Origin of the sequence: Nocardia sp. AB354, assembly GCF_049538315.1 — a bacterium.
Lineage (GTDB): Bacteria > Actinomycetota > Actinomycetes > Mycobacteriales > Mycobacteriaceae > Nocardia > Nocardia nova.
In genome coordinates this window covers 142,482-162,882 of sequence record NZ_JBMVFU010000005.1, presented here as the reverse complement: position 1 = coordinate 162,882, position 20,401 = coordinate 142,482, and the positions used below count along the sequence as shown (strand labels likewise).

The following is a 20,401-nucleotide window of genomic DNA, read 5'->3' as shown; positions in this document are numbered from 1 at the left end:
CGGTGACCAGACCGGCGCCGGCCGCTTCGGCCAGTACCTGCGCCTCGTGTTCGACGTAGTCGCCGCGGGCGAACCAGGACGCGATCGAACCGAGCAGCATCATCACCGCGGCGGCGAGAAACACCACCACCAAGCCCGAGTGGAACGGGTCGGAGATCAGGTGCGGGAAGAACTCCTGGCCGGTCAGCACATCGGCGTGCACCCCCGGCTTGTCCAATGTGCCGCTCGGGCCGAGCAATTCCTTGAACGGGTTGTAGCCGAGGAAGGTCGCGAACAGGCTGCCGACCGGCGGCATATCCGCGATATGTCCCGCGACGTCGGCGGGGACGCCCTGGTCCTTCAGCCCGGAATTCATCGCGCCGGGCAGGGTGCCGGACAGGCCGACGATCATCAGCGAGAAGAAGATGCCGATGGACAGCGCCATGCCGCCGTTCATCAGCGTCGCGCGCATACCGGAGGCGACGCCGCGCTGCGAGGCCGGGACCGCGGACATGACCTCGGCGGTGTTCGGTGAGGTGAAAATGCCCATGCCGAGGCCGTTGAGCAAAATGATCAGCGCGAACAGCCAGTAGTTGAAGTTCACCGGGATCACGATCAGCAGGACGAAGGTGATCGCGGCGAGCAACAGGCCGCCGGTGGCGAACAACCGCCCGCCGAAACGGTCGCTCAGATAGCCGGACAGCGGTCCCGAGACCAGGAAGCCGATGGTCAGCGGCAACATGTAGATACCGGCCCACAGCGGCGTCGACTCGAAGTCGAAGCCGTGCAGCGGCAGCCAGATGCCCTGCAGCCAGATGATGAGCATGAACTGCAGGCCGCCGCGGCTGATCGAGGCCATCAGGCTCGCGAAACTGCCCAGCGCGAAGGTCCGGTTGCGGAACAGGCTCAGGTGGAACATGGGCTGGCGCGACTTCGCCTCGATGACGCAGAACAGCACGAGCAGCACGATGCCGCCGATGACTCCGGTCAGCACCCACGGGTTGCCCCAGCCGGTCTTGGAGTCGCCGTAGGGCTGGATGCCGTAGGTGATACCGGCCAGCAGCGCCGTCAGGCCGAGGGCGAAGGTGACGGTACCCGGGATGTCGAGCGACCCGGGTGTGCGTGCGCCGTTGTCGTGCAGCGACTTGTAGGACCAGATGGTGCCGAGGATGCCGAACGGCACGCTGACCCAGAAGATGGCCTTCCAGTCCCATTCGGCCAGCAGACCACCGATCAGCAGACCCAGGAACGAACCGGCCACCGCCGCGACCTGGTTGATGCCCAGAGCCATGCCGCGCTGCCTGGCCGGGAAGGCGTCGGTGAGGATGGCCGTCGAATTGGCCATCAGCATCGCGCCGCCGACACCCTGCGCCACACGCCAGGCGATCAGCCATATCGCACCGCCGCCGAGATCGAACGGATCGAACGACAGCGCTATCGCGCAGACGGTGAATATGACGAAGCCGAGGTTGTAGATGCGCACTCGGCCGAACATGTCGCCGAGGCGGCCGAACATCACCACGAGCACCGCGGAGGTGAGCATGAAGCCCATCAGCATCCACAGCAGGTAGCTGACGTTGGCGGGTTCGAGCGGATCGAGGTGGATCCCGCGGAAGATCGCCGGCAGGGAGATGATCACGATCGACGAGTTGATCGTGACCATCAACATGCCGAGGGTCGTATTCGACAGTGCCACCCACTTGTAGTGCGGGTGGTCGTGATCTACCCGGAGCCGGCGGCCGACGGTCCGGATGTCGGAGGCATCCAGGTCCTCGGCGGGTTGGGCGGAAGCCAAGTTCTCTCCCTCATCGACAGGAAAACGGAATGGGTCTCCAAATAATATAGTTGCGATGGCTAACTAATTGAAGAGGAGTATGTCACGTCCGAATTGTCCGGACTTTAGGTTTGATTCGGCGGGCATGTAATCGGTGTGCGACGTGATCGGCGCTCTCGAACCGGGGACACAGCGGCGGAAACTTCCGGCAACCATAGGTCGACGGGTAGCGTATCGCCGCGCAACACTGCTCTCGGATCGCCCTTGTGTGTCGTAAACCCGATGGTTACCTTCTCGAAAGGAATTGCATGCCAAAGGATTTGACGCAGTTGCAGTTGCTCACCGAACTGGAGCCGGTCGTCGCGGACCAATTGGACCGGCATCTGGCCACCGCCAAGGAATGGCATCCGCACGATTATGTGCCGTGGGACGAAGGCCGCAATTTCGCCGCACTCGGCGGTGTCGATTGGGATCCCGAACAGTCTCGTCTGTCGGAGGTCGCGAAGGTCGCCATGATCACCAATTTGCTCACCGAGGACAATCTGCCCTCCTATCACCGGACCATCAGCGAGCATTTCTCCCGCGACGGCGCCTGGGGCACTTGGGTCGGGCGCTGGACCGCCGAGGAGAACCGCCACGCCATCGCCATGCGCGATTATCTGGTGGTCACCCGCGGGGTCGACCCGGTGGCGCTGGAGCAGGACCGGATGGTGCACATGACGCGCGGCGTGCACGCGCCCGAGTACTTCCACGGCATGCTCGACCAGGTCGTCTACGTGACGTTCCAGGAGCTGGCCACTCGCATCAGCCACCGCTCCACCGGCCGGGTGTGCGGCGATCCGATCGCCGACCACATGCTCGCGCGGATCGCGGCCGACGAGAATCTGCACATGATCTTCTACCGGTCGATCGCGGCGGCGGCGTTCGATCTGGCGCCGGATCAGGCGATGGAATCGGTCACCGAGATCGCGAAGAATTTCGCCATGCCCGGCACCGGAATGCCGAACTGGCGGCGCAACGGTGTGCTGATGGTCAAGCACGGCATCTACGATCTGCGCCAGCATCTCGACGAGGTGCTCAATCCGGTGCTGCGGCACTGGAATGTCTTCGGCCGCACCGATTTCACCGAGCGGGGCGAGCGCGCCCGCCAGGAGCTCGCCGACTATCTCGACAAGCTCGGCCGCGACGTCGTGCGCTTCGAGGAGCAGCGGGCGCGCATCCTGGCCCGGGAAGCGGCCAAGGCGCAGACCCGGGATCCGGCGCGGGTGTAGCCGGGCCGGTGAAATCGGCTGGGCCGGTGAGATCAGCGGGCCATGGGTTTTCCGTGGCCCGGTATCAGCAGCCGCGGCCGGTGGGCGATCAGGGATTCCGCGGTGGTGTGGGTCTGTGTCTCGTCGTGGTTGAAGACCTCGGGTAGTGCTTGGAGTCCGGTGTCGGGAAGTAGTGGATGGCCGGTGACCAGGGCGTCGCCGCTGAAGAGGATGCCCTCGTCGGGCATGAGGTAGGCGGTGTGGCCGGTGGTGTGCCCCGGCGTCGGGACGGCCACGATACCGCCGGGCAACTGCCGCAGGGTGTTCTCGTCGTAGCTGGTGGCGGTAGGGACGCTCATGCGGACGTGGCCGCCCAGCGCGCGCAGTGTCTGGAACACCCACCGCGGTCCACCGGGAGTGCCGAGCTGGCGGGCCATGTCCACGGGAGTGATCTGCTGCAGATATTCGCGACGCGCGTGCGCGGCCTCGTCCGCGCCCGTGTAGACCGGCACACCCGTGCGTTCGACCAGGGTGGGGATGGCACCGATGTGGTCGAGATGGGCGTGGGTCAGCAGAATCGCCACCAGATCGGCCGGTTCGTGGCCGATCCGGCGGAACGAATCGAGTACCGCGCCGGTATCGCGCGGATAGCCGGCGTCGACGAGGACCACGCCGGAATCGCCGGTGATCAGCGACCAGTTGACGTTGGTTCCGGCTACCACGTACACCGAATCGGCGACCTGCTCGATGGCGCTCATGCGGCGATCCTCCCGCGCTCGTGCCGTTCACCGGCCGGCCGCGACCGGCCGGCGGCGGTGTGCTCCCGCGTCCGCGCGCTCGGCGAGCGCGGGACGACTGCGGTGTCGGGTGCCGCGTTGCGGCGCAGTGTGGTGACCCATTGCTGCGGGTCGCCGAGGTCGAAGTGGTTCTGCACACCGGCGATGGTGGTTCCGTTTGCCGCATCGCGCAACCGCGCACCGCTCACCTGGACCGCTCCGTCGCGAGGGGCCGGCCGGTGGCCCCGTCGCACATCCGCTGTACGTCTCAGCACGCGGCGCGGGTGGGGATCGAAAGGGGTTGTCCAGGGACCAGTTCGACGGAGCCACCCGGCGTCTGCAGGGTGATCGGGTCGCCCGAGGTGAGGGTCAGCGTGGTGTTCGCGGGCGTGATATGAACGGTCGTCCGGGCGGCGCCGATCGCCAGGCCGCGAATGGTCAGGCCGTCGGGGAAGCCGCCTGGCAGCATCGGATCGATGGACGGGCCGCCTTCGGTCCAGCGCAATCCGAGCGGTGCGTAGAGCAGTCCTTGCAGGAATCCCGCGGCACCGGTGACGAAGATCCACGCCGACTGCCCCTGCGCGTTGGCACCCGACCGGTCCCCGCGCGCCTCGGCCTGGAATCCGTACGGCTCGCGGGCATACGGCTGCACGGATCGGTCCAGGTAGTACTGGGTGCGACAGGGGTCGTAACGGGCACTGAGGATCGCGCCGACGCTGTTGCTCATATTCGGGCCGTCCGGATCGGTGCGGTCGAAGTAGTACCGCGTGGTCGCGGCCGGCGAATAGCCGGGCGCCGCGTAGGTGAACGGGTAGCTGAGCAACACCGTGTCGGCTTGTTTGATCGGGGCGCCGGTGTAGCCGAGATATTCGGCGGGCACCCCGGGCGCGATATCGGGCGGCATCGCCATATGCGCTGCGATATCGGCCCAGCGCGGGTCGACGGGAAGACCGGAGAGTGCGGCGGCCCGGGCGGCGATGTCCATCGTGTTGCGCACGCCGCCGTTGGTGAGCGCGTTGTCGACCGAGAAGGCGACGTACTCGTCGGATCCGGCGGCCGGGGCGAAATGGTAGGCGCCGTCGGGCAGTTTCGGCCCGATCCGCGCGGTCAGGTAGTCGGCGATCGCGGTGATCACCGGCGCGCCGCGGGTGCGCAGCCATTCGTTGTCGCCGGTGGCCAGGTAGTACTGCCATTGGGCGAGGGCGATCTCGTTGTGCAGATGTTCCTCGGTCAGGCCGCAGCCGATCGGGGAGGCGCAGCGCTGCGCGGGCCCGTCGTCCCAGGGATACAGCGCACCGGGCAGTCCGTAGCCGCGGGCGTTGGCCCGGGCGGCGGGCAGTGCGGCGGCGCGGAATTCGACCACGGTGCGAGCCAGGTCCGGATACAGCGCCAGCAGCGTCGGGAAGATCCAGGTCTCGGCATCCCAGAACGTCATGCCCCCGTAGTCGTCGGACGACAGTCCGGCCGGTTGCACCGACCAGCGCTCGCCCGCGCGCACGCTGGCCAGAACGGAATACAGCGCGGCGCGGATCCATCGGGTGTAGTCGGTGCGCCCCGGAGGCTCGATGGCGGGCTGCCACAACCGATCCCACTGCGCGGCGTGGGCGGAATGTGTGGCGTCGAACCCCTGGGCGCGGCCCGATTCGGCCGCGGCGGTGGCGGCGGCCAGGGGATCGGATCCGTAGTCGGTGGAGGAGATGCCGGTGTAGGCGGTGAAGGTGTAGCTGTCGTTCCCGGTGACGGACAGCAGATAGCGGATCCCGTCGGCGCCGGGCAGTGCGGTGCCCGCGGCCTGCGGCGGGGAATCGACGGACGACACCACGAATGCCGTATCGGAGGTTCCCTCGGCGCGGACTCCCGACACCGTGCGTCCGCTGCTCGGATCGGCCGTCGTCGTCACCGGGACCACCCGCCGCGCCGCCGCGCCGTCGATCCGGTCGACGACCGCGAGCTCGCCCGGGCGCTCGGGTGTGACGGTCAGTCTCTGCACCGCGAGATCCGGCCGGTCGCGAGAGACGAAGGTGTCGTAGCGAAGCCGCAGCCGATGCTCGGGATCCGGTGTCCAGTTGGCCCGGGTGGTCACCGTCGCGGTGCGGTAGTCCAGCGTCTGCCGGTAGTCGTGCACGGTGGCCGGGTCCACGTCCGCGTCGTAGCGGTGACCGTCGACTTCGACGGCCAGATCCGTCCACGCGGGCAACGCCGCGATCACCTGGGTGTACTGCGGCGACCGGAGGTATTCCGGTGACAGTGCGGCCTGCGCGTAGAAGCCCGCCAAATACGTTCCGGTATAACGGGATTGCTGCAGCGGGAAGGAGGTCCGCGCCGCGTCGCCGTAGTCGTGGTAGCCGCCGCCGCTGGGCGGCAGTACCGTCCCGATCCGGCCGTTGCCCAGATACGGCGCGGCGTGGAAATCGCCGGGTGCGAACGATTCCGCTGTCGAGGACCACAGCTCGCCCGCCGGGATCGCGGTGGCCACCGGTGGCGGTGCGGCCACCACACCGAGGACGACGATCACTACCGGCCACAAGCGCCGACGCCGCGCAGCGGGCGTCCTTCGGATCGGGCTCACCCCGACGATCGTCGGAACCGGCCGTCGCGCGGTCAACCCGACACGCGCGGCGCGGTCCGATATCGGGCCGGAAATATCGCCCGGCGCCTCAGTCTTCGGAGAAGTCGATCCCGTTCGCGGAGAAGTCGATCTGGGCGGCCGCGTTGCCGACGGCGGTCACCATGCCGGTGCCGATCGGCCCGCGGGAATCGAAAAGCGTTGCGGTGCCGACGGATACACCGTTGGCGGTGAGGTGGGTCTCGGCCCGCAGCCCGATTCGGTCGCCGACGGGCAGGCGGTCGAGTGCCACGGTGAGGTCGGCATTGATGTATCCGATGCCCTGCGACCCCCAGTTGGTCACCAGGCTGGTGGACTCGGCTGCGACCACGGCCTCCACGAACGCGCTGCGCTCCTCCCCCTCGACCGCTCCCAGCGGCACCGCCCACAGGCTTTTGCGGCCGGAGTTCTGGTGGTCGCCCATCGACGTCGACCAGTCGTTGTCGCTGCGGTACCACCAATCCACCCCGGCGTCGGCGGGTGGGTCGAACGGATGCTCGGAATGCCACTCCTCGCCCGGAGGGGTCTCGGTGGCGCGCAGCTGAACCAGGCGCGCTTCCGCGACCTCGACCTCACCCTGGCGCACCGTGGCCGAGGCGATGTGGATCCGCCGCCCGGCGCGGATCACTTCGGTGTGCACCTCGAGGGGCTGTCCCTTCGCCGCCTTGAACAGGTCGATGGTGAATCGAGCCGGCACGAAACCGGGCAGCCCGTGTTCCCGTTCGAGGGTGCGCGCGGCGGCTGCGCAGACGGCGGGGCCGCTGAGCATGTCCGCGCCCCAGCGGCCGTACGCCCACTTCCGGGGCAGGTACCGACCGGCGTCGTCGACGGTGAACATGGCAGGCATATCGGTCATCAGCTCATAGTGTCCTATCGCCGCCGGCGGCCTTCGCCCGACTCACTTGGTGGGCAGGGCGTTCTGCAACCCGCCGACATCGGTGATCTTCCAGTCCGCGTTGCGGTCGATGGTGAGCGAGTAGGTCACGGTGGTGCGACCGCCGTCGGGAGTCTGCGCGCTGGTCGATGTCACGTCCAGGTAGGCGTTGACCTTGTAGATGCCGTCCGATTCGGAGGTCACCGCGGCCGACAGCGGCGTCGCCTTGGACGTCCACTGCAGCGGGAGCAGGATCTGCTCGAGTTGCGGTGCGGTCGCGTCGAATTTCGCCGCCAGTTGCGTGGTGGTGCCGGCCTTCAACCGCTCGATCCAGCTCTTCACATCGTGATAGTCGATGGTCGACGCGCCGACGGCGTACTGCGACGCGATGTCCTCGGCGTGTTTGTCGCCGGCGGCCGCGGCGTCACGATCGGACAGGGTGGAACGCGCCGAGAAGTACAGGCACCCGAACACGATGCCGACCGCCAGCAAGGCGACGATCACCGCGGTGGTCACTGCGGTGGAGAGCCGGACGGCGATCGTCAGCGGCGCCCGCCGCTCGGTGCCGGGCGCGGAAGGCTGTGCGGCACAGGATTTTTCGTCCTTGTCCGCCTCCGCCGCGCGGATGTCTTTGTCGTCTACTGCTGTGCTCATCGGCTCGTTCCTCCTGCCGGTCGGGCTGGCTGGTACTCGGCTATTTGACGGCGATCCGGAAATGCAGCGTCCCGTCGGGATCGACGCCCTGCAGGGCCTGGCCGATCAGCGCGCTGACGTCGATATGGGGCGAGCTGTGCACGGCCTCGGTGAGGACCGGCTGCAGGGCCGGGCCCAATGGCGCCACCCCCGGCCCGATCTTGTTCAGCAGCTCGGTCAGTTGCCCGAGGAACGGAACGAGGCCGTCGCCGGTGTAGTAGTTGTCCACGGGTTGTTTGTTCGACAGCACGGACCCGCCCTCGACGATCTTGATCAACATGGTGCCGAACAGCCCGAGTTGTGGTCCGGCGGTTTCCAGCGAGGGCCCCAGCCAGTCCATGTTCCCGCCGAGGGCCTGCATGTCGGCGAACAGTTGCCGCATGGCGCCGGTACGGCTGAGCAGTGTGGCCGCCAGCAGGTCGGACGAGTGCTGCAGCGTGCGCATCGCCTGATCGGTACCCTTCAGCGCGGTGTCGAAGGTGTCGACCAGCCGCGCCACCGCCTCCGGGTGGATCTGCTCGAGCAGCTGTACCGCCCGCGTCGACAGCGCCGTGATGCTCATCGGCAGGTGCACCCGCTCGGTCGACATCGTCTGTCCGTCACGCAGATACGGCCCAGCCGGGCTCGTCGAGGCGAAATCGATGTACGGCTCGCCGAGTGCCGACAGCTGTTCGATATGGATCTCGCTCGTAGCCGGGATGTGATACTTGTCGTCGATCTTCAGCCGGACGAGCACGCCGGAGGCCTGTTTGCGTACCGTCTCCGCCTTGCCGACCGCGACCCCGTCGAACAGCACCGGCGAATTCGGGCCCAGCCCACCGGATTCGGCGAGCCGGAGATCGGCGGTGAAGAAAGATTTGCGCGGATCGAGGTGCAGGACGCCCACCGTCATGTAGACGATGCCGAAGACGAGCACGGCGGTGATCGCCGTGAGCGAGACGATCGATCGAATTCTCATCGGACCGCTCCGATCATCCGCAGCGTGTCGACGATGCGGGAGGTCTGTTGCTCGGGTGTCGTGCCGACGGCCGCAGACGGCGGCATCGCGACGCCGACCAGGTTGATCTTCGGTCCGCGCTCGGCGAACGGAATGATCTGCGATTGCAGCAGATTCGTCAGTGTCGCCATGTTGGACGGGGAGCCGGTGTCGAGCGGTGCACTGCCGAACAACATCGGCACCACCGCGCGCGCGGCGGCCGTGGTCGAATCCAGCACCGGCCCCAGCCATTTCGTCGACGGCGCGAACGGGCCGAGGGCCGTGAGGACGAAGACGACACCGATCTCGGCGCGAATCACATCGGTGGTGTGCTGCACACCGTCCGGGGTGAGCAGCGGATCCCACGTCGACGTGTGATTCAGCAGGCCCTCGTCGACCGTGGCCTGAATACCGCTGACCAACTGGTGAATCGAATCGGTATGTGCGGCAAGGTCACCGAGATCCGAACCGAGGACCTCCGATATCCGCGCGGTCACCGCCGGATTCGGGGGCATGATCCCGTTCACGTTCTGCACGATGTTCTGGATGTCGTGCACCGCGCCGCTGCCGACGAAGGTGGCCAGCTGCGCGAGGATGTCCTCGATGGGAAGTTGCGGGCGGGTGTCGGAGATCGGGATCGTCGCATCCGGGCGGATCTCGCCGGCCGTGGGGTGGGCCGGTTCGGTGAGTGCGATGTGGACGTCGCCGAGCGGAGTCGCCTGCCGCAGTTGGGCGGTGGTGCCGACCGGAAGCCGGACCGAGGTGCGGATCGCGACATCGGCGATCACATAGCCGGTGCGCGCCGGAGCCGTGCCGGTGGCGGGCGCCGGGTCGACGACGGTGATGTGGGTGAGCTGCCCGATCCGCACGCCGTCCGCGATGACCTTGGCGCCCTGCGGCAGATTGAGAACATCGGCGAATTCGATGCGCAGATGGTAGGTCGGTCCGCCGACACCGGTGCCCGGCACCGGGACGTCGGCCGGCTGGAAACCGCAGGCCCCGGCCGATGCCGCGAGGGTGGCGGCGACCAGCGTGCGGGCGCAGATCCGGCGGAGTTTCGCGGAGGGTCGTGTCACTTCGCGCTCACCGCCGACAGGAGAACCGGAAGCGCAGGCACCGTCACCACACCATTGCCGGGGGTCCCGCACTGTTGCCCCGCGACCGCCCGCAGCGCCGCGCAGATCTGGTCGGTTTGTGCCTGCGGCAGAGCCAGTTTCGGTGGCGCGTACCCGATGGTGAAGTCGCCGCTGACCGGATCGACCGCGTCGGAGAACCCGGTGGCGAGGGCCGGGGTCATGCGGATGATCTCGGCGAGTGAGCCGACTCCCGACGCGATGAGCTTCGACAGGCCGGGGATGTCGTTCACCGCGCGCAGCGCGGGGGAGCCGAGCTTCATGATCACCTCGTTGAGTTCCGGAAGCAGCCCGGCCAGCGCCGTCACGAGATCGGCCACGGGCGGGAACGCGAGGGTGTTGATATCGGAGAAGGTCTGGGTCAGCCGAGGCACGATGTTCTCCAGGTCCGGCCATCCGTTGCGGGCGCGACGGGCCAGTGCGGCGAGATCGTCCATGAGCTGACCGAGATGTCCGATCGCCGCGTCGGGGGAGGCGAGCGCCCGGCTGAGTTGCCCGATGAGCGCGTTGAGCTGCTCGCCGGTGCCGGATGTCGCCCGGTCGAGTGCGTCGAGACCGTCACCGACGGCGGTGCGCTGGGCGGGATCACCGGACGCGTCGAGCTGATCCGAGAGTTTCGCCAGTGCGTCGAAGGTCTCCGACATGCTCTTGGGCGTCAGGGTTTTGGTGATGCATCGGCTCGGATCCCAACCGGCTCCGGCGGGTTCGGCGCCGATGAGCGCCAGAGTGCGATCGGCCAGGATGGTGTGGCTGACCGTCACCGCGCCGACGTCCACCGGGAGTTTGCGGTCGGCGCGTACGGTGAAACGCACTGTGGCAGCGCCGTTGTCGGGCTCGACGGCGGTGACCTTGCCGACCTGAACGCCCATGACGGTGACGGCGCTGTCGGTGTAGAGGCCGATGCTGTCGGGCATCCGCGCGCAGTAACCGCGCGTCGCCGGTTCGGATCTGCTCATCGTCACGGCGAATCCCGCAGCCAGGACGAGCACCAGCACCACCGCCGCCGACATCAGGCCGCGCGATCCGAGAATCCTGCTCAGCATCAGCATCCCCCTCCGGGCACCGGAACACAGATGCCGGTGACGGTGGCGGCGGACTGGTCGACGCTCACTCCGCCGCCCGGCTGGACCAGCGGTGTCAGGCGCTGCTCGAAGGTGTGCAGTGAATCGAGCAGGGCGCCCATGCGGTCGCCGAGTTCCCGCAGCTTCGGGATCGCGTCGACGAGCGGCTGCGCCTGTTCGCGTAGCGAGTCGTCCCAGATCCGTCCGAGCGGGACCAGCTTCTGCACCAGCTGGGCCAGGCCGTGCAGCGCCCAGCTGAGCTGTTCCCGATTGTCGGCGACGACGTTCTCGAGTGTGCCGAAGGTCCGCATCAGGGTGACGAGGGTGTCGGAATTCTTGTTCAACGCCGTCAGATATTCGTCGGTCAGCGCCAGCGTCCGAGATACGTCCGCGTTCTGCCGGTCCATGATGGCGACGATGTCGGCGACCGCCCGGCCGGCGTGCCGGAGCGCGTCCGGGCTCCTGTCGATCGAACCGGCCAGTGCGGCGAGATCCCGGCGGATGGCGTCACCGTCGGTCCGCCGCACGGGCTCGACGGCGTCCTGGAAAGCCTGGGTGAGATTGTACGGCAGAATCACGCGCTGGACGGGAATGACGGTGTTGCCCAACGGGTTCGATCCCGCTGGTTGAACGGCCAGATAGTAGCCGCCGACGAGGGTCAGCATTCGCACCGCGAGGGTGGTCTGATCGCCGATGGCGACCCCGTCCTTCACCGTGAACGTCATCCGCACCCGATCGGGAAGCAACCGCAGGGATTTCACCTTGCCGACCGGAATTCCCGCTATCCGGACATCGTCACCCGTGCGGATCGAACCGGCCTCGGCGATATCGGCGGAATATGTTCGCTCGGGTGTGGTTCCGACGACATCGATCACGCCGATCGCCGCGACCAGAACGAGAACCGCGACTATTCCGCTGATGCCCCAGCGCAATTGGGCGCCGCGCTCGTCACGGCTGGTGAACATCCGGCGCCGGACCGTGCGCAGGGCGGCGGTGACCGACGCGGGGGTGACTACCGATGGCATAGCGTGATCCTCTGTCCGGCGATCAGGACGGCCAGCGGTCCGGGCGCCGGTGCGATCCCGTGCGAGCAGGTCATCGCCGCGTCGGGCCCGGTCTGGGGAATGGTCGTCGTCATGGTCTGGATCAATCCGGGCAGCCGTCCCAGCACATCGGCGGCCTGACGCGGCTTCGGAAGGACGCGATGCAGGAGCGCGTCCAGGTCGCGGTTCTTCTCACCGGTGACGCCCAGGACATCCAGCAGGTCCAGCAGTGGGCGCAACATCGGCGGAATTTCCATTCCGAATTGCACGAGGCCGGGCAATTTGTCGGTGATAGTGACGAACAGTTCGGTCAGATTCGTCATCAATTGCATGGCATTGCCGGATTTCCCGGCCATATGCGCGGAAACCTGGGCGAAATTGTTCACCAGGACCGACAGCACCTGTGCGCGGTCGGACGCGTACCGGCTCAGCATGTCGATGGCGTCGAGCGCCGGCCCGATGCCGTTGCCGTCGCCCTGGACGACGGCGAGCATACTGCTCGCGAACCGATTCAGATCGTCGGGTGACAGCTGCGCCAGCACCGGCTGCAAACCGTTGAACAGGGTGGTGATGTCGAAGGCCGGAACCGTGTGCGCGGTGTCGAAGGCCGCTGCCGCCGGGCGGCGGGGACCCGGCTGATCCGGCTGCTGGATCTCGAGATACCGGAAACCGGTGAGGTTCTGATATCGCACCGCCACCTTGGTCTCGGTGTAGAGCGGATGGCCCTGCGTGACGGTGAAGCGCACGCGGGCCAGCGCTCCGTCCAAGTCGACGTCGCGCACCTTCCCGACCTGCACCCCGTAGAGCCGGACGTCGTCGCCGAGCCGCAAGCCGTTCGCATCGGTGAAAATCGCGGTGTAGGTGTCGGTGTCGCCGCTGACCGGCCGCTCGATCAACCGGAACACCCCGACGAGGACGACGGCCATGGCCAGCACGGACACGGCCACTCGAATCCACAACGCGCGGGTCGACATTCAGCGACCTCCCGCACCGGGCTGGTGGGCGAGCAGGGCTGCCAGTGGCGCCGCCAAGCCGGGGACGGTGGTCAGATCCACGCGGGCGTTCAGCACCGGGCCCGAGGGCGAGTCGTGGAAGCCGGCGCCGAGACGGTCGAGCAGTTCACGCAATTCGCTCTCCGAACGCCGCGGGTCGGAGACCGAACCGGCGACCTGGTCGAGCATCGTGACGGCGATCGGCAGGAGCCCGCCGAAATTTCGCTGCGCCGTGTACAGGGTTTCCGTTGCCACCGGCAGCATCTCGTTCTGGACCCGATTGAACATCTCCGAGAAGCGATCGACGTTCTCCTTCGTCGCGAGCTGCTGATTCGTCAGATCCGCGTGCAACAGTTCGGCCGCGCCGGCGAGCAGTGCCGGCACACCGTGCAGCGCCGAGCCGAATTGGCCCAACACCATCGACGGTGGGAGTTGCTGGGTTTCGGTGAACGAGCGCGCGGTCGTGCCGATCGCCTGCAGCAGCGGGGTGAAGGCGCTGATGTCGTGCGAGGTGGTGCGCAGCACCTCGGTGAGTTTCGGGGTCAGCACGTCGTCGGTGAGCCGGCCCGTGGATTCCAGCAGCGCGGCGAGGGTGGCATCGCGCACCCGGTCGGCGTCGCGATCGCTCAGGTCCACGGTCGAGCCGTCCCGCAGCCGAGTGCCGCCGCTGTTCGGATTCAGTTGCAGCGCAGTGATTCCGAAGAGATTCCCGGGCGCGTAGTCGACGGTCAGCGCGTCGGTGAGGCCGAACAGCTGGGATCGGCGCAGCGTCAATTCGATGCGCTGCCGGCCGGTTCCGGCCATGGCGACCGAGGTGACCGAGCCGACCCGGACACCGTCGAGCCGGACATCGGTTCCGGCGCCGACTCCCTCGCCGACCTGCGCGGTGACCAGGTCGACGCGCATCTCGTCGGCCGGTCGGCTGTCGGGCAGCAGCCGCCAGCCGACGACGAGCACCACGGCGAGCGCGACCGCACCGATGCCGAGGATCCGCGCGCGGCGGGGCCCGACCTCGGTGCCGGGCAGGGCATAAGGAGGCATGGGGTCATCCGGTGAACGTGATGGGGGACCGGAATCCCCAGAGGACGATGGTGGTGAGCATGTCGAGCGCGATGATCGAGACGAGGCTGGCCCGGATCGCGCGCCCCGAGCCGATGCCGACGCCCTCCGGGCCGCCGGTCGCGAAAAAGCCTTGGTAACAATGGATCAGGACGACGGCGACCGCGAAGACCATCACCTTGATCGTCGCGGCGATGACGTCCCAGCCCAGCACGAACTGATCGAAATAGTGATTGTAGGTCCCGGCTGGCGTGCCGTGGATGGTGGTGACGATCAGCGCGCACGACAGATAGCTGAGAATCAGTGCCACCACGAAAGCCGGTGCGACGGCGATGATTCCGGCGATGACGCGGGTGGTCACCACGAACGGCACCGACCGCACGCCGAGCGATTCCAGCGCGTCGATCTCCTCGGAGATGCGCATCGAGCCGATCTCCGCGGTCATCCGGCAGCCGGCCTGCGCCGCGAAGCCGACCCCCGCCGCGATCGGCGCCAGCTCCCGGGTCACCCCGAACGCGGAGATCAGGCCGCTGAGCTGACCCAGCGACAGCAGGTTGAGCGCACTGAACGCCTCGATGCCGATGGAGGCGCCCATCGCCGCCCCGAGCAGCAACATCAGCGGGACCACGCCGCCGCCGATGATCACCGAACCGCGGCCCCACGTCATGTCGGTGATCACCACGACCGTCTCGCGGCGGTAGTGCATCAGCGTGTACGGCAGCGACGACACCACCTGCCACCCGAATCCGAGGACGAAGCCGATCGATTCGAACGGCCGCAGCGGATGGGCGCGACGCCCCAGGCGATGCACCCACCGCAGGCCCGCGGGCGCATACGGGGTCGCGGTCATCAGGCCATCCTCACCGGGAAGAACATGGTGACCACCTGTGTGATCGCGGTATTGAGCACGGTGACCGCGGCGATCGACATGACCACGGCCGCGTTCACGCCGTCGGCCACGCCGCGCGGGCCGCCCCCGGCTTCGAGCCCGCGCTGGCAGGCGATGATCACCACCAGGAAGCCGAAGATCAGCGCCTTGATCAGCGACACCCAGATATCGAGGGTGGTGGTGAAGGCGCCGAACGACTGCCAGTAGCTGCCCGGTGTCACCCCGAGCGCGGCGACCGCGACGGCGAAGCCGGAGGCGATGCCGACCGCGATGATCAGGATGTTGAGCAGCGGAGCGACCAGCATCATCGCCGCGATGCGCGGAACGACGAGACGCTGCACCGGATCGATCCCCATGACCCGCATGGCGTCGACCTCTTCCCGCACGGTTCGCGCGCCGAGATCGGAGGCGATGGCCGCCGAGCCGGCCCCGCCGAGCATCATCGCGGCGGCCATCGGCGCGCCCTGTTTGATCACCCCCAGCCCGCCGGCCGCGCCGATCATCGAATCCGCGCCCAGTTGCGAGACGATATTGCCGACCTGGGTGGAGACGATGACGCCGAACGGAATCGCCATCAGCACGCTCGGTATCGCGGTGACCTTGATCAGAAACCATGCCTGCGTGAGGGTTTCGCGCGTCCGAAACCGCATCCGCACCGCATCGCCGAGGCCTACCCGGATCGCATGGGAACCCATCTGCAGCGCCCGGCCGAGTGTGGCGAGACTCGACAGCACCGTGTCGGAGAAGTTCCGGCGCAGTACCTGCGCCGCCCTGGGTTCCCGTCCCCCGAGGTGTACTTCCAGATCAGTGGTCGACATCGAACCTCCGTCCGCCGAACCATGCGGCAGAACGTACCATATGACCTGGACCACATTCCAGACACCAATCCAGATGGGTGCTCTGATCCGAGGGCGAGAGGCGTCGCGTGCTCGCGCAAAGGGGAAACCGCGTGAGGGCCAGGCGGTTTCAGTGCAGGGGTGCCCAGCCCGGCCACTGCCGCGGACCTTCGTCGCCGCGGATACAGGCCAGCCGCCAGCGTGCCTGGTGGAGGTGAACCGGGTCGGCGACGGCGGCGCGGACGGCATCCATCGTCATCCGCAACTCGACGATGTCGCGCAGCAGGAAGAACCCCGGCCACCGCAGGACGTCGAGGTGGTAGGCGTTGCAGAACCGGGCGTACTGCGCGCTGGTGATCCAGCCCAGCGAGGCGTAGGCGATCGCGGTCGGTACCAGATCCCATTCCGGCGGGCCGATCGACATGTTCTCCAAGTTCAGCATCAGGACGTCGTGGTCGACGGTGGCGGCGAATTCGCGGCCCCAGGCCTCGCCGTGGATGACACACCACTGCATCCCGCTCGGCAGATCGGCCCACCGCCCGCGCAATTCGGTGAGATGCTCGCGCAGCCAGCGGCGGTCGTCGGCGGTGAACAGCTCGGCGGTGGCGATCAACTCGGCGATTCCGCGAAACGGCTGCAGCTGGCCGAGAGCGAACGTCGTCGGCGGCGCCAGGCTGTGTAATCGCAGCAGCGCCTGCGCCATATCGTCCAGCGCGCCGTGCTGATACAGCGGCGGAACCTGCCAGAAGGTCACCGTCCGGCCCTGGATTTCGAGCGGCTGACGCACGTCGGGCAGGGTGTGCGGCGCGGCGACGCCGGAGGCGGTGAGCCAGCGGGAGACCTCGATCTCCCGGCGCGCCTCGGGCCGATGATCCGGGTGGCTGATGCGCACCACGACCCCGCTGGGCAACCGGTAACCGGTACCCGCGCCGAACCGCACCTCCTGTGCGCCGCCCGCTTCCATGCCGGCACTCAGACATGCGGCGCGCAGAACCGACAGATTTCCGTTTCCAGCCAGCTGTGCGGTCATGCGCATACCCGAGTTCCTGCCGAATCCCTCATCCTTGCCCTCATTGTGCGGGATCGGCGGACCGTGCGACGCGGTTTCGTGCAACATCGTGGTTACCGACTACTGAGGTCGAGATCACGTTCGCGCGGTCGGGGACTGCCTCACATCCCTGTTAGGGTTTCTAACCGGAGATTCACTCCACTTCCGTCTCGTGGGGAGGAAACCACCCGTGGCGCGCGTCAAATCCCGCCCGCACTACAACGTCGTCTTCGCGGTGCTGCTGCTCGGCATCTCCGCCTACGCGCTGCTGCAGTCGATGGTCGTTCCGGTACTGGCCCTGCTGATTCCGGCGCTGCACACCACGCAGAGCACCGCGACCTGGCTGATGACCGGATATCTGCTCTCTGCCTCGGTGGCGACGCCGATTCTCGGGCGGATCGGCGACAAGGTCGGCAAGGAACGCATGCTCGTCGTCACCCTGGTCGCGCTGACGGTCGGCTCGCTGATCGCGGCGCTGACCGAATCGGTCGGGGTGATGATCGTGGCGCGGGTGATCCAGGGCCTGGGCGGTGGCGTGATTCCGTTGGCATTCGGCATCATTCGCGACGAGTTCCCGGCGAAGAAGCTGCACGGCGCGGTGGGGATCGCCTCCTCGCTCATCGCCGTCGGCTCCGGGCTCGGGCTGGTGCTGGCGGGCCCGATCGTCGAACATCTGAACTACCACTGGCTGTTCTGGGTGCCGATGATCATCACCGCGATGGCCGCGGTGGCCGCGATCGTGTTCGTGCCGGAATCACCGGTGCGCAGTCCGGGCAATATCAATTGGGGCGCGGCGATTCTCCTGTCGGCCTGGCTGGTGGCGCTGCTGCTCGCGGTGAGCAAGGGGCCGTCCTGGGGCTGGGGTTCGGCGCTGACGCTCGGCCTGTTCGCGCTGGCCGTCGTGGCGGCGGCCGCCTGGATCATGGTCGAGCTGAAATCGACCACCCCGCTGATCGATATGCGCACCATGCGGATTCCGGCGGTGTGGACCACGAACCTGGTGGCCGTGCTGACCGGCGCCGGAATGTACGCCATGATGACCTTCCTGCCGCAGCTGTTGCAGACCCCGAAAGCGATTGCGGGATACGGCCTGAGCGCCGGCATCACCCAGTCCGGGCTGTACATGCTGCCGCTGTCGGTGGCGATGTTCGTGATCGGCCTGTCGATCGGGCCGCTGGCGGCGCGCATCGGCCCCAAGGCGATCGTGCTGATCGGCAGTGTCATCACCGTCCCGGCGTTCGTAATGCTCGCCGTCGGGCACGACCAGAGCTGGGAGATCTACCTGGCCGGTGCGCTGCTGGGTGTCGGTATCGGGCTGGCCTTCTCGTCGATGCCGGCCATCATCGTCGCCGCGGTGCCGCCCGCCCAGACGGGCGCGGCCACCGGAATGAACGCCAACGTCCGCACCGTCGGCGGTGCGATCGGCAGCGCGGTGTCGGCCGTGCTGCTGACCTCGGGTGCCACCACCGCGCACGGGCTGCCGGCGGATGCCGGGTACTCCCGGGTCTTCTGGTTCCTGGCCGGTGTTTCCGTGCTCGCCGCACTGGCGGCGGTGATCATTCCGTCGGTGCGCGCGCATGCGCCGCAGGCCGTCGCCGCGGAATCGGACGGCATCGCGGAGACGGCGGAGCTGTCGGACCCGGAACCGGCTGCCGGGCCGCACGGTAGTGCGGTGGCCGCCGGAATCGCGGGTGTGTCGGCGCCGCAGGCGGTGGATCTGGCGGGCGACGACCGGGCCATCGGTGGCAGCGTCCGGCGCGAGAACGGCCGGCCGGTGCCGGATGTGGCGCTGACGCTGATCGACCAACGCGGACACCAGGTTTCGCGCGCCACGGGCGAAGCCGACGGCAGCTACCGCCTCCCCGCCCCGGCGCCCGGCAGCTATGTGCTGATCGCCTCCGCCGCCGCGCATCGCCCGGTGGCCGTCACCGTCGTCGTCGGCGCCGTGGCCCAGACCGTGGATCTGACGCTGCCGAGTTCCGGCGAGCTCACCGGCACCGTCCGACGCGCCGGTGACAAGAAACCCGTTGCGGGAGCGACGGTTACCCTCACCGACCCACTCGGAGAGGTGATCGGGGCAGCGGTGACCGGCGGCGACGGCGGCTACAGCTGCGGCGGCGTCGCGTCGGGTACCCACACCCTGGTCGTGGTCGCCGACCGGATGCACCCCACCGCGGTCACCCTCACCATCCCCGACAGCGGACTGCTGCACCACGACGTCGACCTGGAACCGATGGCAACCCTGGCCGGCGCCGTCCAGGCGCAGGGCAAGGCGGTCGCCAACGCCGAGGTGACCGTTCTGGACGCCGGCGGCGATCGGATCTCCACCGCTCGCACCGACCACAACGGCCGCTACGTGGTCTCCGATCTGCCCGCCGGTCACTACACCGTGGTGGCGCGCGGATATCCCTCGGTGAGCAGCACCGTCACCGTTGGAGTGGGCCGGATCACCCACGATGTGGAACTCGGCTACGACGGGTCGGCATCCGTGCGCTGCGGCTGAGTCAGGCCTCGATCTGCGGGTGTGACGGCGACATCCCCACCGTTCAGCCCAGCACCACGAACAGCACCACGATGACGACCAGCACGATGATCATGGTGACCACCAGCAGGAGCGGGCTCTTGCGGTTGGTCACGGGCGAGTCGCTGAGCGAGATGTCCTCGCGCTCCGGATTCGCGGGCCGGCTCTGGTCGTCGAATCGTTCGGACATCGAGCACCTCCGGGTGTGCGAAGCGGTCGCTGCGTAATACCCGGGCGGTGCGTCGGCAAACTCGCCGCTAGCCGCCGACCTTCGCGCCCGGGATGCGGGTGTGCACGGTGAGCAGCAGGTGGTCGAAGGCGGTGATGGTCTCCGGTGCCGGCGGCGCGACGAGGGGAAGTTCCTCGATGATCTGGGCGGCGAGATCACGCAGTTTGGTGTTGGTTTCCTGCGAGCGCCACGCCAGGACCTTGAACGCCTGCTCGGCGTTGATGCGGTACATGCGCATCAGCACGCCCTTGGCCTGTTCGATCACCGCGCGGTTCTCGATCACGTCGGGCAGCGTCGCGGACAGGGTTTCGCGTTCGTTCTCGGCGAGGGTGTCGGTGAGGTCGATGTAGAAACCGGCGGTAGCGGCGACCTGCCCGGCGTCGTCGAAGATCCGGTCGGCGACGACCATCACGTTGTGCACGGTGCCCGCGGTATCGACGAACCGATGCCGGCTGGAGAACGATTCGCCCAATTCGATCGCGCGGGCGATGGTCTTGGCGACCTCCTCGCGGTCGTCCGGATGTTTGTGCGCGAGCAGCAGTTCCGTGGTCGGGACGACTCCGCCGGGGGTGTACCCGTGCATCCGGTACACCTCCTCCGACCATTCCCAGCGACGGGTGGCGAACCAGAACCGGAACGACCCGACCTGCGGCATCCGGCCGG

General features: G+C 67.8%; 18 protein-coding genes and 1 pseudogene. 2 read left to right on the top strand and 17 right to left on the bottom strand.

All coding sequences use genetic code 11. From position 1 onward, the window contains the following. Positions 1-55: 55 nt before the first annotated feature. A pseudogene (locus ACPCUW_RS09600) lies at positions 56-1,774 on the bottom strand (MFS transporter); the annotation flags it as partial. Between the two features lie 287 nt (positions 1,775-2,061). On the opposite strand from ACPCUW_RS09600, the gene ACPCUW_RS09595 reads away from it, so the two are divergent. Further along, the gene (locus ACPCUW_RS09595; RefSeq protein WP_063012841.1) at positions 2,062-3,024 is read left to right on the top strand and encodes an acyl-ACP desaturase; all 963 of its coding nucleotides are present in this window, start codon (positions 2,062-2,064) and stop codon (positions 3,022-3,024) included. A 32-nt stretch (positions 3,025-3,056) separates the two neighbouring features. Here the strand turns inward: ACPCUW_RS09595 and ACPCUW_RS09590 are convergent, their stop codons facing one another. The 14 genes from ACPCUW_RS09590 to ACPCUW_RS09525 all read right to left on the bottom strand — a co-directional run bounded on the left by ACPCUW_RS09590 (position 3,057) and on the right by ACPCUW_RS09525 (position 16,970). After that, positions 3,057-3,761 carry an MBL fold metallo-hydrolase gene (locus ACPCUW_RS09590; protein ID WP_423424365.1) on the bottom strand — a complete coding sequence of 235 codons (705 nt, stop codon included), beginning with the start codon at positions 3,759-3,761 and terminating at the stop codon, positions 3,057-3,059. After that, positions 3,758-3,988, bottom strand: coding sequence for a hypothetical protein (locus ACPCUW_RS09585; protein WP_423424364.1), 231 nt, complete (start codon positions 3,986-3,988; stop codon positions 3,758-3,760). Before ACPCUW_RS09585 ends, ACPCUW_RS09590 begins: the two co-directional genes overlap by 4 nt. A gap of 59 nt (positions 3,989-4,047) precedes the next feature. Continuing rightward, a complete protein-coding gene (locus ACPCUW_RS09580) occupies positions 4,048-6,348 on the bottom strand; it encodes a glycosyl hydrolase family 65 protein (RefSeq protein WP_423424363.1) in 2,301 nt (766 codons plus the stop codon). 88 nt (positions 6,349-6,436) lie between these two features. Further along, positions 6,437-7,240, bottom strand: coding sequence for an acyl-CoA thioesterase domain-containing protein (locus ACPCUW_RS09575; RefSeq protein ID WP_423424362.1), 804 nt, complete (start codon positions 7,238-7,240; stop codon positions 6,437-6,439). A gap of 42 nt (positions 7,241-7,282) precedes the next feature. Then, positions 7,283-7,912, bottom strand: a complete 630-nt coding sequence (locus ACPCUW_RS09570; protein WP_423424361.1) for a hypothetical protein — start codon at positions 7,910-7,912, stop codon at positions 7,283-7,285. Positions 7,913-7,952: 40 nt separating this feature from the next. Continuing rightward, a complete protein-coding gene (locus ACPCUW_RS09565; protein WP_423424360.1) occupies positions 7,953-8,909 on the bottom strand; it encodes an MlaD family protein in 957 nt (318 codons plus the stop codon). Continuing rightward, a complete protein-coding gene (locus ACPCUW_RS09560; RefSeq protein ID WP_245925583.1) occupies positions 8,906-10,003 on the bottom strand; it encodes an MlaD family protein in 1,098 nt (365 codons plus the stop codon). Before ACPCUW_RS09560 ends, ACPCUW_RS09565 begins: the two co-directional genes overlap by 4 nt. Next, the gene (locus ACPCUW_RS09555) at positions 10,000-11,103 is read right to left on the bottom strand and encodes an MlaD family protein (protein ID WP_423424359.1); all 1,104 of its coding nucleotides are present in this window, start codon (positions 11,101-11,103) and stop codon (positions 10,000-10,002) included. The genes ACPCUW_RS09560 and ACPCUW_RS09555 overlap by 4 nt, the downstream gene beginning before the upstream one ends. Then, positions 11,103-12,146: an MlaD family protein gene (locus ACPCUW_RS09550; RefSeq protein WP_423424358.1), complete on the bottom strand. Its 1,044-nt coding sequence runs from the start codon at positions 12,144-12,146 to the stop codon at positions 11,103-11,105. The genes ACPCUW_RS09555 and ACPCUW_RS09550 overlap by 1 nt, the downstream gene beginning before the upstream one ends. Continuing rightward, positions 12,134-13,138: an MlaD family protein gene (locus tag ACPCUW_RS09545; RefSeq protein WP_423424357.1), complete on the bottom strand. Its 1,005-nt coding sequence runs from the start codon at positions 13,136-13,138 to the stop codon at positions 12,134-12,136. Before ACPCUW_RS09545 ends, ACPCUW_RS09550 begins: the two co-directional genes overlap by 13 nt. Beyond that, entirely contained in the window at positions 13,139-14,197 is a 1,059-nt protein-coding gene (locus ACPCUW_RS09540; protein WP_423424356.1) for an MlaD family protein, read from the bottom strand. Positions 14,198-14,201: 4 nt separating this feature from the next. Next, on the bottom strand, positions 14,202-15,065 hold the full coding sequence (locus tag ACPCUW_RS09535; protein ID WP_423424355.1) for an ABC transporter permease: 864 nt from the start codon (positions 15,063-15,065) through the stop codon (positions 14,202-14,204). Continuing rightward, on the bottom strand, positions 15,065-15,922 hold the full coding sequence (locus ACPCUW_RS09530) for an MlaE family ABC transporter permease (protein ID WP_423424354.1): 858 nt from the start codon (positions 15,920-15,922) through the stop codon (positions 15,065-15,067). Before ACPCUW_RS09530 ends, ACPCUW_RS09535 begins: the two co-directional genes overlap by 1 nt. A 148-nt stretch (positions 15,923-16,070) precedes the next feature. Next, positions 16,071-16,970, bottom strand: a complete 900-nt coding sequence (locus ACPCUW_RS09525) for a phosphotransferase family protein (protein WP_063012908.1) — start codon at positions 16,968-16,970, stop codon at positions 16,071-16,073. 208 nt (positions 16,971-17,178) lie between these two features. On the opposite strand from ACPCUW_RS09525, the gene ACPCUW_RS09520 reads away from it, so the two are divergent. After that, positions 17,179-19,491: an MFS transporter gene (locus ACPCUW_RS09520; RefSeq protein ID WP_423424353.1), complete on the top strand. Its 2,313-nt coding sequence runs from the start codon at positions 17,179-17,181 to the stop codon at positions 19,489-19,491. A 43-nt stretch (positions 19,492-19,534) separates the two neighbouring features. Here ACPCUW_RS09520 and ACPCUW_RS09515 read toward each other — a convergent pair whose 3' ends face one another. Both ACPCUW_RS09515 and ACPCUW_RS09510 read right to left on the bottom strand, forming a co-directional pair. Beyond that, positions 19,535-19,699: a hypothetical protein gene (locus ACPCUW_RS09515; protein WP_181068463.1), complete on the bottom strand. Its 165-nt coding sequence runs from the start codon at positions 19,697-19,699 to the stop codon at positions 19,535-19,537. A gap of 67 nt (positions 19,700-19,766) precedes the next feature. Further along, positions 19,767-20,393, bottom strand: coding sequence for a PAS and ANTAR domain-containing protein (locus tag ACPCUW_RS09510; RefSeq protein WP_227462964.1), 627 nt, complete (start codon positions 20,391-20,393; stop codon positions 19,767-19,769). Positions 20,394-20,401: the final 8 nt, after the last annotated feature.